Source organism: Aeromonas sp. 25-248, from assembly GCF_053005425.1.
On record NZ_JBRKTB010000001.1, the window covers coordinates 472638 to 486632 of the forward strand.

The following is a 13995-nucleotide window of genomic DNA, read 5'->3' on the forward strand; positions in this document are numbered from 1 at the left end:
GGACCTGCCGAGGATCAAGGGGGCCACACTATAGAGAGTCGACCAGGGAAAGTCTAAACGAGGGTCATAAAAAAACCGGGCCCTGAGGGCCCGGTTCAAGTGAGGTTGGAAAAACAGTCCGTACTGCGAGCCGTTTGTCCAGCCTGACTCAGATGTCTATCCGGCGTGCCTGCCAGAATTTGCTGCGCCAGTAACTGCTGTCGAGCTTGGAGCGTGTCACCCCGGCGCGGGTGGAGGCATGAATGAATTCGCCATTGCCGACATAGATGCCCACGTGATTGAGGCGGCGGTTGATCTTGAAGAAGACCAGGTCTCCTTCGACCAGATCCTGTTTGGAAACCCGGGTGCCTTCATGGACCTGGGAGCGGGTATCACGGGGTAATTCGATGCCGACGGCATTGCGGAACACTTCACGGGCGAAGGCGGAGCAATCGATGCCTCGCTGGCTGCTTCCTCCCATCCGGTAAGGAACGCCGCGCCACTCTTTGTATACGGTCAGGATTTCGTTGACGTCAGGGGTTGGTGAAACTTCGGGTTCAATCACGGGTTCCATCATGGAAACCTCGATCTTGCTCGCGACCTCGGGTTGGGGTGCCGATGCACAACCCACCATTCCGAGCGCGACCAGCAGTAGCATCAGGTGGCGCAATCCTTTATCCCCGCAAAAAGAGTGAAACTTGTTAAAATGCAGCCCGAAAGGGCAATTTATAAGGCAACAGCACCCGACTATATCCAAGAATTCTATCGAGGCAAGCGAAAATCCCAATCGACCTCACATTTTTGCAAGGAAATGCTCTGTTTAGCGCAATTTATGTGATCATGCCCAAACAATATACAATCTTGAAAGCATCGGTTTTGAGCGCATCAAACGGACTGTTATCGCTATTTCACCCCCATTTTTAAGTGAAATATTATGCTATCTGCGGATCTCTATTTGTTAAATACGGCAAGCGTTGATGCAGACCTGGTGATCAGGCTGGCATCCGAACTCGCCCCGGATGAACGCCGTCACTGGCACGAGATCCACCAGGCGGGTCGCCAGCATGAGTACCTGCTCGGCCGGGTGCTGCTGCGCCGCCTGCTGGCCGAGCGACTCCATTGCCGGGCCGATGCCCTGACTTTTGGCATCGGTGCGCATGGCAAGCCGACACTGCTCAGTCATTGCTGGCAGTTCAACCTCAGCCACAGCGGAGAGTGGCTGGTGATCGCCCTCTGTGAGGAGGGCCCCCTTGGCGTGGACATCGAGATGGGCTTGCGTGACCGCCCCATACTGCCGCTGGCCAAACGCTTCTATGCGCCAAGCGAATACCAATGGTTGAGCGCCCAGCCCCGAGAGGAGCAACATTCGGCCTTCTATCGGCTATGGTCTCGCAAGGAAGCTGTGCTCAAGGCGCATGGCGACGGCATTGCCGCCGGACTCGACAAGATCAGCTTCCTTCCGGAGCAGGCATGGCAGCTCAATAATCACCTCGACAATCGCCACTATGAAATCCGTGACTGGCCCGCGGGCAGCGGATGGCTCAGCCTGGCTGCCCCGACTCGCCGGGTCGATGCCCATCTGCTGGATGCGCGCTTGAATTCCACCCCGCTGGACCCCATGTTGATCCACACCATTTTTCGAGAGTCAGCCTCATGATCGTCGACATCACTCCCCAGAACTTCCACGCAGAATTGCTCGATGCGTCCATGAAAAAGCCGGTCGTCATCTATTTCCACGCGCCCCAGATGCCGGAGTGCCAGGCCATGACCCCGCAAGTGGAAGCGCTGGTCGGCCCGGCCAATGCGGCGGTGACCCTTGCCAAAGTCGACATGAACGACCCCCAGCTGCAACCTCTGGCCAGCCAGCTTGCCTTGCGCGCACTGCCAGCGCTGGTGCTGTTCCATCAGGGGCGCCCGGATGAACAGGCCATTCTGGAAGGGCCGCAGGATGAAGCCACATTGCGCCAATATTTCGCCGCCTTTGCCCCCAAAGAGGAGGAGTTACTGCTCGATCAGGCAAAGCAGGCGCTGGAGAACGGGCAAGCCAATGTGGCGCACACCCATCTTGGCCAGGCCCATCGCCTCGCCCCCGAGCGTCACGACATCACGCTCTGGCTGATACAGGCCGCGCTGGATCTCAATCTCCTCGACGAGGCGCAGAGCCTGCTTTCGACCATCCCCATGGTGGCACAGGATGATCATTACCAGACCCTGAGCTCCCGCCTCTCGCTGGCGCTGCAGGCCAGCGACAGTCCTGAGCTACGCGCCCTGGAGCTGCGCCACGCTGAACAGCTGGATGACCATGCCCTCGCCCAGGAGCTGGCGGTGCTTTACAGCCAGGTTGGTAGACAGGAGGAGGCATTGGCCCTGTTGTTCACCATCCTCAAACGTGATCTCGCCTTTGGCGATGCCAAGAAGATCTATCTCGATGTGCTGGCAACCATGGGTGCGCACCCTGCAGCGCAGAGTTATCGTCGCAAGCTCTACAGCCTGCTCTATTGAGCGACAGGAAAATCAGATGAGGGGATGCCGATTCGTCGGCATTGCCTTGTCAGGCGGATATTAGCGGGAAAAAAAGCGGGTATTTGACGAATTTCAGGCAAAAAAAATGGCGCATTGAAATGCGCCATTTTTTCGCATGGATTACTTCTTGTAGGAAGTAGCCATGTTGTCGATGCGCTGGTTAGCACGCATAGCTTCTTGCTTGGCTTCTGCAACATCAGCAGCGATCTTGGACTGATCAGCACGAACAGCGCTAACATCTTGAGCCAGTTGGTCAACTTTGTTAGACAGATTCTGAACGGAAGTTTCCAGTTCGCTGGTGTTTGCACAACCGCCCAGCAGAGCGGACAGACCAACAACACCTACCAACAACATTTTTTTCATTTTTAAAAGCTCCCTTTAACTCGCCAGACGTTTAGCAAGCGGCGTGATTATGGCACAAAAAAATCATAGTTTGGATAGGCCTCATCACAGATAAATGCGTTAAAACCCTCATTTTTTTTTAGTTGCACACTTTCCGTACAAACTTTAAGCAAAAATGAGTGTCCCTGGATGAGGTTCGCACAAAGCGTAACCAAAATTTGGGCTTATTACAATTTCGTATGAGGCTCAGGCTGAACGTTCTGACAGCAATTGACGATATTGCACCAGATCTTCGATGGTCAGGACCGGCATCCGGTGCTGGCGACCGAAGGCCACCAGGTCCGGCAACCTGGCCATGGAGCCATCTTCCTTGGTCAACTCGCACAATACTCCGTAAGGTTTGAGCCCGGCGAGCTGCATCAGGTCGACGGTCGCTTCCGTGTGACCACGGCGGGTCAGCACCCCACCCGTACGGGCGCGCAGCGGGAAGACATGGCCGGGTCGATGCAGATCGGAGGGCCGGGCACCGTCGGCGATGGCCGCGCGGATGGTGGTGATGCGATCGGCGGCGGACACCCCGGTGGTCACCCCCTGCGCCGCTTCGATGGTCACGGTGAAGGCAGTCTGATAGTGGCTGGAGTTGGCCTCCACCATCATCGGCAGCTCGAGCTGGCGAACCCGCTCGTCGGTCAGACAGAGGCAGACGATGCCGGAGCACTCGCGGATCATCATGGCCATCTGCTCGTTGGTCATGGTTTCTGCGGCAAAGATGAGATCGCCTTCGTTCTCGCGATCTTCATCATCGGCCACCAGCACACCCTGACCGGCACGCAGGGCGGCCAGCGCGGCTTCGACGCGAGCAATGGGATCACCGAATTCACTAAGTAGAGACTGATTCATGGTAAGACTCCTAAAAAAGACAAGGACCAGAATCAGGGCATGGAAAGGCAGACAGAAGTAGCCATGCGGCGGCCAACCCGGCAGGGTCTGGCCAGCAATATCTGTCTTATCCTCTTTCATCCGGACTATGACCGTCGGCTCCGGCATCTCACCGGATCTGCTGACCCCGTCCCGGATGAATGCCGGGTCGGGCGCTCGCGGGCTCCCCGAGTCACATCGGGATACCGCCGGTGGGGAATTTCGCCCCGCCCTGAGAATAAGCGCAGACAGCCTAAAGAAAAAAGACGCAGGATGCCAGCCAAAAACCCATCAAAGACAAACCGGGAGCTGGCTGCACTGCAATTTTCGCGCGAGCACCACCCGATACACGGCGCGCTGTCCTTTCTGATTTCGTTTGTGGCATAGTGCCAGCAAAAACGCGCGCGCCCGCGCAGACCGGGTGCCAACATCACAAACGGAATCATGACAGAGATGGAAAAGAAAATACTGCTGACCGATTGCCCCGACGCCAAGGGTCTCATCGCCAAGATCACCAACATCTGCTACAAGCACCAGCTCAACATCAACAAGAACGACGAGTTCGTGGATCACGAAAACGGCCGCTTCTTCATGCGCACCGAGCTGGAAGGGCGCTTCAACGACGAGACCCTGCTGGCCGACCTCGATGATGCCCTGCCTGCCGGCGCCCAGCGTCGTCTCGTCAAGGCGGGCAAGAAGCGCATCGTCATACTGGTGACCAAGGAGACCCACTGCCTCGGCGACATCCTGATGAAGAACTATGCCGGCGCCCTGGACATGGACATCGTCGCGGTCATCGGCAACTACGACACCCTCGCCGAGCTGACCGGCAAGTTCGACATCCCCTTCCACTGCGTGAGCCACGAGGATCTGAGCCGCACCGAGCATGAGGAGCAAGTGCGCACGCTCATCGATGGCTACCAGCCGGATTACGTCATCCTGGCCAAATACATGCGTGTGCTGACCCCAAGCTTCGTCGAAGCCTATCCGCGCAAGATCATCAATATCCACCACTCCTTCTTGCCTGCCTTCATCGGCGCCCGCCCCTATCGTCAGGCCTTCGACCGCGGGGTCAAGCTGATTGGTGCCACCGCCCACTTCGTCACCGACGATCTGGATGAAGGCCCCATCGTCGAGCAGGACGTGATCCACGTCGATCACACCTTCAGTGCCGATGACATGGCCAAGGCCGGACGCGACGTGGAGAAATCCGTGCTGAGCCGGGCGCTGGAACTGGTGCTGAACGAGCGGGTCTTCGTCTACGGCAACAAGACAGTCGTGTTCAAATAAGCGGCTGCGCGCCCCCAGAAAAAAGGCTCCCGAAGGAGCCTTTTTCATTGCGCGGCACTCACGGGTGCAGCGGCAGACCATTGACGGTCACGGCCCCTTTGTCGAGCTTGAGCTCGGCCTGAAGCTGTGACTCCTGCGCCTTCAGATATCCCATGGCAGTGAATTGCTCCAGCATGGGGGCCAACTGGGGTACGGCCTGGCCCAGCTTCTCCCCAAGGTGGGCATGCAGCAGACCGGAGAGTGCCTGCATCCCCTCCTCGCTGCCCATCAACTGTGCCAGGGTGGTGGACGCCAGCTTGGCCTCCCCTTGCAGGCTGACAGGCTCACCGTTCAATCGCGCACTCAGATCCGCCAGTTCCAGTGTGGCCCCTCTCTGGAGCATCTTGTCCAGCGCTTCCTGGATGGCCGCTTCGTCCACCCGTTTGCTGCTGGCCTCCTGCAGCGTCTGATACCCCTCGAGATCCAGCCCCTTGAGGGAGAGATCCAGATTTCCCTGGGTCAGCGCGAGCCGGTCTTCCTCGCTCTCCATGTTGAGGGTCGCCACCTTCATCTGATAGCGAGTGGAGAGCGTCTGAAGATCGTCCCCCGCCAGCTCGGTGGCCGTGGTCAGCCCCTCCAGCGTGATCTTGACGTTCCCCGGCTGGGTCAGGGAGAAAGCCGTGAGGGTCGCATCGCTGCGGGGAGAGAGCCAGAGGCCGCTGATCTCGGCCATGTCGGCACTGCCCTTGAGATCCGCCAAGGCCAGATCTGTCTTGCTCTGGGCATCGTGGACCGTCATCCCCAGCCAGTGGGCGGTGAGATGGCCATTGCCGTCGAGATCCCCGCGATAGTCGCCGTTCAAGGGCAGGAAATTGAATTCGTTGAGCCCCTCCTTGACCTTGAAGTCGCTCACCCAGAAGCGGGAGCTGTTGCTCATGGTCCAGAGGCTGCTCGCCGATTCTGCCCCCAGTTGCCACTGCTGCATCCCCAGGGAGGTCAGGATGGGCGCCAGCGTGCCCTGTGCGGTATCAAGCTGGAGGTGACTCTTGATATAGAGCGGCAACAGGCGGCTGTTGAACGCGAACTGCATCTCGATGGGTTCGCTTCCCGCCAGTTGGGGATCAAAACTCGCCAGCGTCTGGGGCGGCACCACCACCTTGAGTACGCCGTCGCGGGTAAACAGATTCTCCGTCTCTGGGCTCCAGGTGACTTCGATCCCGCTCTCCTGCTGCGCCCTGGCGATCTGCTCGGCCAGGATCCGGTCGAACGTATTGCCCGTGTACCAGCAGGCGCCAAGCCCTCCCACCACCAACACGGCTCCGACGGCCAAGGCCACTTTTTTCTTCATCAGTTCTGTTTCTCCACAATGGTTCAATGGCGGGTGCATGGGCGCACTCTACGGGGAGGATGGGCATCAACACAAGCCAGACAACGGCTTGGGGTCCACGCTCTGGCTGTCACAGCAGGGGGCTGAACAGGTAGAAGATGTTCTCAAGCAATTTTTTGTACCAGGGGCGGGCACGCCACCTGGTCAGTGACATGGGGGTCGCCTCCAGCATGTAGCCCTGCACCAGCTGGTTCATCTCGGCGACAAACACCGGGTTGTCAATGAGCAGGGTGATCTCGAAATTGAGCCAGAGACTGCGCCGGTCGAGGTTGACCGTGCCCACCAGAGCGAAATCATCGTCCACCAGCACGCTCTTGGTGTGCAGCAGCCCGGCATCATAGCGATATATCTCCACTCCTGCCGCCAGCAGATCCTCCATGAAGGAGTTGCTGGCGTGGTTCGCCATCAGGGAGTCGTTGCGCGCAGGCAGCACCAGTTGCACCAGCACGCCGCGGGCCGCCGCCGAAGAGAGGGCCGCAGCCAGCGGATCGTCCGGCACGAAATAGGGGGTGGTCAGCACCAGATGGTGACGAGCCTGGTAGATGGCGAGCAGCAGGCTCTGCTGGATACAGTCACCACCGACGAAGGGGCCGGAGGGAATGAGCTGGGCCCGATAGTTGGTCTGTGGCCAGGCTTCCGGCTCATGTTGCAGACTGTCGAGCAGCCGCTCGCCGGTCTCCATCTCCCAGTCCCAGACGAAGGTGGACCACATCAACGGCACCACGGGGCCCTGCACCCGGATCATGATGTCGACCCACTGGCCGACCCCGGCATCCTGCTTGAAGAAACGGGGATCCACCATGTTCATGGAGCCGGTATAACCAACCTTGTCATCGATCACCACCAGCTTGCGGTGCATGCGCAAGTCCTGGCGCTGGAAGGGGATTCGCCAGGCGCCGACCGGCAACACTTCCACGACTTTAACGCCGGCGGCGCGCAAGGTTTTGGGCCAGGAGGAGCGGAAGAAGGTCTTGCTGCCGATGGAGTCGAGCAAGACACGACAATCCACGCCGCGTGCCGCCACCTCCATCAACGCCTCGCACACCTCGTCCACATCCCCGCCGGGGTGCCAGATGTAGAACTCCAGATAACAGGATTGGGAGGAGCCCCGGATGTCGCGCACTATCTCCTCTACGATGCTCTTAGGCTTGTGCAGCAGGGTCATCCGGTTGCCCGAGAGCATGGGCATGGCCAAGCGCCCCTGGATCAGATCGTGGAGCGGGCGTGCCTTGCTGCCCACCTCGCAGCAGTGCTGGGGGAAGAGGCGCGCGAGCTGGCGGATCCAGATGGCGTAAGGACGGTACATGGCCTGGGCCCGCTCCGCCCGCTTGCGACCGAGGCGTATCTCGCCAAACAGCACGTAGAAACCGACCCCGGCGAAGGGGATGGCATAGATGAGGGCCAACCAGGCGAGGGATACCCCGATGGGACGCCGCTTCATCACCACCCGCAGGGAGATCCCAGCCACGATCACGGTGTGAAACAACAGCAATAACCAGCCGAGAAAGCGGGAAAACAGCAACTGAATGTCGTATTCCAGACCGTCGAGCAAGGCGACTCCTTGGTGTATTGGACAGATGGCACGGGCAGACCCCACAGGGTCGGGATGGTATGCTATGGGGCACACCCATTCTATCAGGTCGTTAGCATGATCCTGCAATCTATGCTGCTGAGTCTGGCCATGCTAGGTCAAGGCTCATATGACATCAATGAGCAGCAGATAAATCAGTACCTGCAGTCCCAGGTGCAAGTGGACAAACAGCTGGAATTGCCCGGCATCATCAAGGCCCATGTGCAACTCGAGCAGAGCGATGTGCAGATTGGTCGCCAGAGCCCGGATACCGCCAGGGTGTTTGGCAAAGGCAAGTTGAAAATCGCGCTCCCGGATCAGACCGAGTACGACGCGCGCCTCAACATGACCTATGAGGCGAGGCCCCGCTACGACAAGGCCAGGAGTGCGCTCTTCCTCGACAACATGAAGCTCATCGATTACAAGCTGGAGCCTGCAGCGGCGGAACAGAAGTTTGGTTTCATGCTGAGGATGCTGCTGCAGAGCATGGAGAAACGGCTGGAGACCCAGCCTGTCTACAAACTGGATGACAAGGATCCCAATCAGGCCTGGCTCAAGGAAAATCTGCTGGGGCTGGAGCTGTCACCAGGCAAGATCCACCTGCTGACCAAACCCCAATAAGACGTCAGTTGAAAACAGGCGCCTTCGCCTGACGCACCAGCAGCTCGATCTGGTAACCCTGTTCGTGCTGCTGGTGATAGAGAGAGTGGAGGGGCCCGTCGAGTTCATGCAGGGGAAGGTGGTCAAATCCCGCCTTGAGGTAGAAGGGTTTCTCGAACGGCAGGGCGTGACAGATCACGGGCTTGTCGGAAAGATCGCGGCAGGCATGCTGCAGCAGGCGGGACCCCAGCCCCAGGGACTGGTAGTGAGGGAGCAGACGAAAGCCGCACAAGTGGTAATAATCCTGTTCATCGCGCAGGCGCACCGCCCCCACCAGCCAGTGCGCGTCACGGACCACAAAAATCCGTTCTGCCAAATCCGGCACATAGTGGGAAAACGTCGTCTCGTAATAGTCTCTGATGAGGGAAAGATCCGCATCACAGTACTCTTCGAATCTGAGCTCCATCGCTCGCCTGCTTGTCATGCCCATTTCGCTCTGGCCATACCGGCCCTCTCCTGCTCGCTCGCTGGCTCCACGAAGAGATCAGACCAGAGTGGAGCAACAGCAAGATAACACGCCTTTAACTTACAAAAAAGCCAATAACTCGATGGAAAAGACGAGGTTGCGATCATCCGCCCCTTGACGCCATGAGCCGCGCCCCTTGTCCTGAGTGAGCACTCAGGTGGGACGTCCCTCTGCCATCACATTTCCAGCCTCCCCTGTTCACGGGCACTTGTTCTGCGCCATCCCGAATGCTTTACTCAACGTGGCTAACGAGGCTTAAGGAGCAAGCCGTTGAAAGCATGGATGTTGCTGGGCATGATGCCGCTGTTTTCCCACGCAGCCCCGGCTCAGATACCGCCGCCGGCAGAGGTGGTGATCCTGACCCCGGAGACGGCTGTCTCCTCCCCGGTTCCCACGCTGCGTACCGTGGCGCTCACCACGGCGCCGCTCCCCTCCCCTGAACCCGCCAAGCCTGCAAGCCGTCAGATCCAGGTCTACAAGTCGGTACAAAAGAACGGGGTCATACGCTATTCCGACATGATGCCGGAGCAGGGTCACTACGAACTGCTGCTGTTCAACGACTGCTATGCCTGCGATCCGGCGTCCAAGGTCAACTGGCGCACGACAGGACTCTTCCTCTATGACTACGCCAGCACCATACAGGCGGCAGCCAAGACTTATCAGGTCGAGCCTGCCCTCATCCGGGCGCTGATCCATGCCGAGTCCGCTTTCAATCCTCTGGCCGTCTCCCGCAAGGGCGCCATGGGACTGACCCAGCTGATGCCCGCCACGGCGCGCGAGCTCGGGGTCGGCAACGCCCTGCTGGCGGAGCAGAACATCTTTGGCGGGGTGAAATACCTGGCGGGTCTGCTCAAGCAGTATGACGGCAATGTGGCCCTGGCCACCGCCGCCTACAATGCAGGCGCCGGTGCGGTGCAAAAACACGGCGGCATACCGCCCTATGCCGAAACCCGGGCCTATGTGGAACGAGTCAAGCTGCTGCATCAGCGCTACAAGGAGATGCTGAGCGCCAAGGGGTTGTAGGACCGGTACGGTACAAGCACGGCGGCATCCCTCATTGGCCGAAACCCGGGCCTATGTGGAACGGGTCAAGCTGCTGCATCAGCGCTACAAAGAGATGCTGAGCGCCAAGGGGCTGTGATCATGCCGTACCCTATCGTCGGCATGGCGCCCTGCCCGGTATTCCTTCAGGCATAAAAAAACACGCCCGAAGGCGTGTCGATACCACACGTTAACTAGCAACACATCACTCTTTCGTGGCGATCACACGATAGGCCAATGCACCCAGAATGGCACCGACAATGGGGGCAACCCAGAACAGCCAGAGCTGGCCCACGGCCCAGTCACCGACAAAAAGCGCCACGCCAGTGCTGCGCGCCGGGTTGACCGAGGTGTTGGTCACCGGGATGCTGATGAGGTGGATGAGGGTCAGGCACAGACCGATGGCGATGGGAGCAAACCCGGCCGGTGCACGGCTGTCGGTGGCGCCCATGATGACGAACAAGAAGAAACCGGTCATCACTACTTCACACACCAGTGCAGCCAGCAGGCTGTAACCGCCGGGGGAATGCTCGCCATAGCCGTTGGAAGCAAAGCCGGCGCTCACATCAAAACCCGCCTGTCCGCTGGCAATGACATAGAGCACGCCACCTGCCACGATCCCGCCAAGCACCTGGGCCACGATGTAGGGCAACACGTTGGAGGCCGGGAAGCGACCACCGGCCCAGAGCCCGACGGTCACGGCCGGGTTCAGGTGGCAACCCGAGATATGACCGATGGCATAGGCCATGGTCAGCACGGTCAGGCCAAACGCCAGGGCGACGCCCAGCAGGCCGATCCCCACATTTGGGAAGGCAGCAGCCAGCACGGCGCTCCCGCAGCCCCCCAGCACCAGCCAGAAGGTTCCCATAAATTCAGCAGCAAAAGGTTTCACTCTTGTCTCTCCCATGATGACTAACACGCGAACCTGAAAGGCTCATACGGACACTGTTATTGAACAGGCGCCATATTATGGGAGTGTGGCGGAGCAAGACGAAACCGACCCGATTCATCGCGGATATGTGATTAATGTCACAAGTTATTGATAAAGTAGAAAGATATTCCCCCGCCCGGAGCACTTCTCCATGGGAGTCCCATCGAGGGACGCGACAGATTGTGACCCGACCAGCGATTTTGCCAGCAGCTCCCCGCGCTCCCCTGCCAACACCAGAAGCCTTCCCCCGGGGATCAGCGATAACGGCCGCGCACCGATCCGCTGGCCCGCCCGGCCATGCGAATGAGGCTCTGACGGGTGTGGAAGTGGCAGAGCGCCACCCCGAGGGCATCCGCCGCATCCGCCTGCGGGGTGGCAGAGAGCTTGAGCAGGTGAGTCACCATGTGCTGCACCTGCTCCTTGGCGGCGCCACCGGTGCCCACCACCGCCTGCTTAATCTGGGTGGCCGAGTACTCGCTCACCGGCAGCAGGGCATTGACCGCCGCGACGATGGCACTTCCCCTGGCCTGGCCGAGCTTCAGGGCCGAGTCCGCGTTGCGCGCCATGAAGACCCGCTCGATGGCGAACTCGTCCGGCTTGAACTGGGTAATGATCTCGCTCACTCCGTCATAGACCTGCTTCAGGCGAGACGGCAGCTCCCCCAGATCGGTGCGGATGCAGCCCGATCCCAGGTATTCCGCCTTGCCCGCGACGATGCGAATGACCCCGTAGCCGGTGATGCGCGAACCGGGATCGATCCCCAGAATGATGCTCATGAACGGAATACCCCGCCCACTGCGGTCAGCCATCTCATCTTCGACACCTTCTTCATTGCGATTTCTTGCCCTGCAGCTCTTGATGGCCGCCAAGATAACAAACCCGCCTTCGCTTGGCTCGCTCGCTGGCACCTTTCCCGGCTGACTGCGCAAGGAGCCACCATCTCATACAGTGCTCTGCCGCTTCTCTGGCCAGTGATGCCTGCCGGTGTCACCAGCCCCTTGCCTCCGGGTCATCCCTTTGCCAGGGCGACGAGGCGCTCTGCCAGTCGATGGCTTTGCAGGTAGCTCTCGACCAGCGCCCCGTCTGCCCGCCCGACGTCAATCTGCCCATACCAGTGCTCGAGCATGGCGACAAAGCCTCGGCTCGCCAGCACGGGCTGCCAGTCGCCCGGAGCCAGAGTCTGCACTGTGTTGTCTCGCGCAAGCAGGCCACGAGTGCAGTTCTCGATATGCAATGAGAGGTTGTCGCCATAGGCATCGATGCGCTCCTCGGTCATGCCGGCGCTGCGATTCATGCTGCCGCTCACTGCCACCTGCCCGCTCTGCCAGGCCACGCTCACCCCGGCCAGCAGTTCGGGCTGCTCACTGCTGCGTCGCAGCACCGCATGCAGCTCCCCGTCCGGCTCGCCGCCATAACAGCAGAGGCTGTCGAGCACATGGATACAGTCGTCGAACAGAAACTGGCGAGGCGCCCCTGGCAGGGCGTGCCTGTGCTTTTGCCAATGGAGCTCGGTCAGCGGCTGGCCACGTGCGGCGGCCATGGCGGGCAGATAGCGACGGTTGAAGCCGACAAATAGCGGGCAGTCCCTGGCGATGGCGAGATTGGCGAGCGCCTCCACCTCTCCTGCGTTGTCACACAGCGGCTTGTCCACAAAGGTGGGAATGCCAGCACGCAGGCACAGCTCCGCCAGTTTGCCGTGCACGGCGGTGGCAGCGTGGATCATCACCGCATCAGGTCGGCTCGCCAGCAGCGCATCGACCTCGGTAAAACACTCGCCAATCCGGTACTGGCGCGCCAGTTTGCCGAGCACCGAGGGACTCCGGGTACAGAGCAGCGGGGTGACTCGCTCGTCACTGGCAAGCAGCGGCAGATAGGCCTTCCTGGCGATATCGCCAAGGCCAATCAGGGCAATGCGCATGGGCACTCCTCTCAAGGGGATAATCAGATAACTGCCTGCACGATCTCAGGATTTCCCTCGCAGATCCAGCCTTGGCGCCATCTCACTCCAGGCGCCTTCTGATGCATTGCGGCATCGCCCCGCGACCCCCTGGCCACCGTCCTCCATCGCAGCGCCCCCCGGCGGCGCGGCGCTTGAGCGGCAAACCGCGATAGCAAAACAGGCAGGGCGACAACTGTCGCCCTGCCTGTTACACCCGCACACACCGCCGCACTCGGGCGATTGGCGCTCTTCTCACGTCGAGTTACTCTGCCGATCCGGCCTGCTCTTTGGCATCCCGCCACTTGCCAATCCTGGCGCCCAGCTCGGCGCAAAGCATGGCGCTGACCATGGCACCTATCATCCGGGTCATATCCGACATCTCTGTTGCAACCGGAAGCAGGGGCACAATCAGGTTAAAGGCGATGAGCCCCATCACCAGCCCGAGTCCGCTGCCTACCTTCTCTCTTCGGGATCGCGTTGTTATCGCCATCTGATTGCTCCTGACCAAACCCTTTCGACAATATTATCAAACAATGCGTTCAACAATGCTCTTGCAATGCTTCGCACTGCCTGTGCCCCAGTCTATAAACTGTTGTCAGACATATTTATCGACAATTAATCCATTATATAAACGGGATGCCAGACGTTATTCTGCCCATGAACATTATTTCGCCAGCACTGTCAGTGGGGGCAACCACATACTTCCCCCAACAGCCCTCATCCTCAATAGCGATAATCGGCCTGCGCCTTTCACAAACCACAAGAGCGTCACAATAACCCTCTTTGTGTTCAGCGTCGGGGAGATGGGCAAAGATATTGGAAAGTTGATGTTTTTCCTATGGTTGCATCACTTTTCCACTCGCATGATCAGGCTCGTTTGGCTTATCATAGCCACTCGATACCTATTGAACCGCATAGATAATTGCCTCTTCTGACACTCAGGACATATCAGACACAGCCGCTTGCGAGA

The 13995-nt window shown here is 59.4% G+C and carries 15 protein-coding genes, 1 pseudogene and 1 riboswitch; of the genes and pseudogenes, 6 read left to right on the top strand and 10 right to left on the bottom strand.

All coding sequences use genetic code 11. The features are described 5' to 3' along the window. Positions 1 to 148: 148 nt before the first annotated feature. Positions 149 to 637, bottom strand: coding sequence for a C40 family peptidase (locus ACVDHI_RS02210; protein ID WP_039039319.1), 489 nt, complete (start codon positions 635 to 637; stop codon positions 149 to 151). A 276-nt stretch (positions 638 to 913) separates the two neighbouring features. Between ACVDHI_RS02210 and ACVDHI_RS02215 the strand changes: the two genes are divergently transcribed. Both ACVDHI_RS02215 and ACVDHI_RS02220 read left to right on the top strand, forming a co-directional pair. Next, positions 914 to 1636, top strand: coding sequence for a 4'-phosphopantetheinyl transferase family protein (locus ACVDHI_RS02215; RefSeq protein ID WP_447211636.1), 723 nt, complete (start codon positions 914 to 916; stop codon positions 1634 to 1636). Continuing rightward, positions 1633 to 2481 carry a tetratricopeptide repeat protein gene (locus ACVDHI_RS02220; protein WP_447211637.1) on the top strand — a complete coding sequence of 283 codons (849 nt, stop codon included), beginning with the start codon at positions 1633 to 1635 and terminating at the stop codon, positions 2479 to 2481. Before ACVDHI_RS02215 ends, ACVDHI_RS02220 begins: the two co-directional genes overlap by 4 nt. A gap of 141 nt (positions 2482 to 2622) precedes the next feature. Here the strand turns inward: ACVDHI_RS02220 and ACVDHI_RS02225 are convergent, their stop codons facing one another. Further along, entirely contained in the window at positions 2623 to 2865 is a 243-nt protein-coding gene (locus tag ACVDHI_RS02225; protein ID WP_010634682.1) for an Lpp/OprI family alanine-zipper lipoprotein, read from the bottom strand. Between the two features lie 225 nt (positions 2866 to 3090). Next, positions 3091 to 3744, bottom strand: coding sequence for a 3,4-dihydroxy-2-butanone-4-phosphate synthase (gene ribB / locus ACVDHI_RS02230; RefSeq protein ID WP_010673523.1), 654 nt, complete (start codon positions 3742 to 3744; stop codon positions 3091 to 3093). A gap of 104 nt (positions 3745 to 3848) precedes the next feature. Continuing rightward, positions 3849 to 4006, bottom strand: a riboswitch (FMN riboswitch). A 209-nt stretch (positions 4007 to 4215) separates the two neighbouring features. On the opposite strand from ribB, the gene purU reads away from it, so the two are divergent. Beyond that, positions 4216 to 5052, top strand: a complete 837-nt coding sequence (purU, locus tag ACVDHI_RS02235; RefSeq protein ID WP_029313992.1) for a formyltetrahydrofolate deformylase — start codon at positions 4216 to 4218, stop codon at positions 5050 to 5052. A gap of 58 nt (positions 5053 to 5110) precedes the next feature. Here the strand turns inward: purU and ACVDHI_RS02240 are convergent, their stop codons facing one another. Both ACVDHI_RS02240 and cls read right to left on the bottom strand, forming a co-directional pair. Next, on the bottom strand, positions 5111 to 6379 hold the full coding sequence (locus ACVDHI_RS02240; protein ID WP_202044302.1) for a DUF945 family protein: 1269 nt from the start codon (positions 6377 to 6379) through the stop codon (positions 5111 to 5113). 109 nt (positions 6380 to 6488) lie between these two features. Beyond that, on the bottom strand, positions 6489 to 7970 hold the full coding sequence (gene cls / locus ACVDHI_RS02245; RefSeq protein ID WP_010673520.1) for a cardiolipin synthase: 1482 nt from the start codon (positions 7968 to 7970) through the stop codon (positions 6489 to 6491). Positions 7971 to 8066: 96 nt separating this feature from the next. Here cls and ACVDHI_RS02250 point away from each other — a divergent pair, with 96 nt between their 5' ends. Continuing rightward, positions 8067 to 8609, top strand: coding sequence for a DUF1439 domain-containing protein (locus ACVDHI_RS02250; RefSeq protein WP_029313991.1), 543 nt, complete (start codon positions 8067 to 8069; stop codon positions 8607 to 8609). Between the two features lie 4 nt (positions 8610 to 8613). Here ACVDHI_RS02250 and ACVDHI_RS02255 read toward each other — a convergent pair whose 3' ends face one another. After that, positions 8614 to 9054 (bottom strand): GNAT family N-acetyltransferase, encoded by a 441-nt coding sequence (locus ACVDHI_RS02255; protein WP_010673518.1) that lies wholly within the window; start codon positions 9052 to 9054, stop codon positions 8614 to 8616. Positions 9055 to 9384: 330 nt separating this feature from the next. On the opposite strand from ACVDHI_RS02255, the gene ACVDHI_RS02260 reads away from it, so the two are divergent. Continuing rightward, the gene (locus tag ACVDHI_RS02260; RefSeq protein ID WP_439838532.1) at positions 9385 to 10137 is read left to right on the top strand and encodes a transglycosylase SLT domain-containing protein; all 753 of its coding nucleotides are present in this window, start codon (positions 9385 to 9387) and stop codon (positions 10135 to 10137) included. Positions 10138 to 10151: 14 nt separating this feature from the next. After that, positions 10152 to 10255: pseudogene (locus tag ACVDHI_RS02265) on the top strand (lytic transglycosylase domain-containing protein); the annotation flags it as partial. 105 nt (positions 10256 to 10360) lie between these two features. On the opposite strand, the gene aqpZ reads toward ACVDHI_RS02265, so the two are convergent. From aqpZ to ACVDHI_RS02285, 4 genes are all read right to left on the bottom strand, one after another. Continuing rightward, entirely contained in the window at positions 10361 to 11047 is a 687-nt protein-coding gene (gene aqpZ / locus ACVDHI_RS02270; protein ID WP_010673516.1) for an aquaporin Z, read from the bottom strand. 293 nt (positions 11048 to 11340) lie between these two features. Next, positions 11341 to 11862, bottom strand: a complete 522-nt coding sequence (ruvC, locus tag ACVDHI_RS02275) for a crossover junction endodeoxyribonuclease RuvC (protein WP_010673515.1) — start codon at positions 11860 to 11862, stop codon at positions 11341 to 11343. A gap of 233 nt (positions 11863 to 12095) precedes the next feature. After that, a complete protein-coding gene (locus ACVDHI_RS02280) occupies positions 12096 to 13004 on the bottom strand; it encodes a Gfo/Idh/MocA family protein (protein ID WP_324050225.1) in 909 nt (302 codons plus the stop codon). Between the two features lie 283 nt (positions 13005 to 13287). Beyond that, complete coding sequence (locus tag ACVDHI_RS02285) at positions 13288 to 13515, bottom strand: hypothetical protein (protein ID WP_010673513.1); 228 nt, start codon at positions 13513 to 13515, stop codon at positions 13288 to 13290. Positions 13516 to 13995 lie beyond the last annotated feature (480 nt).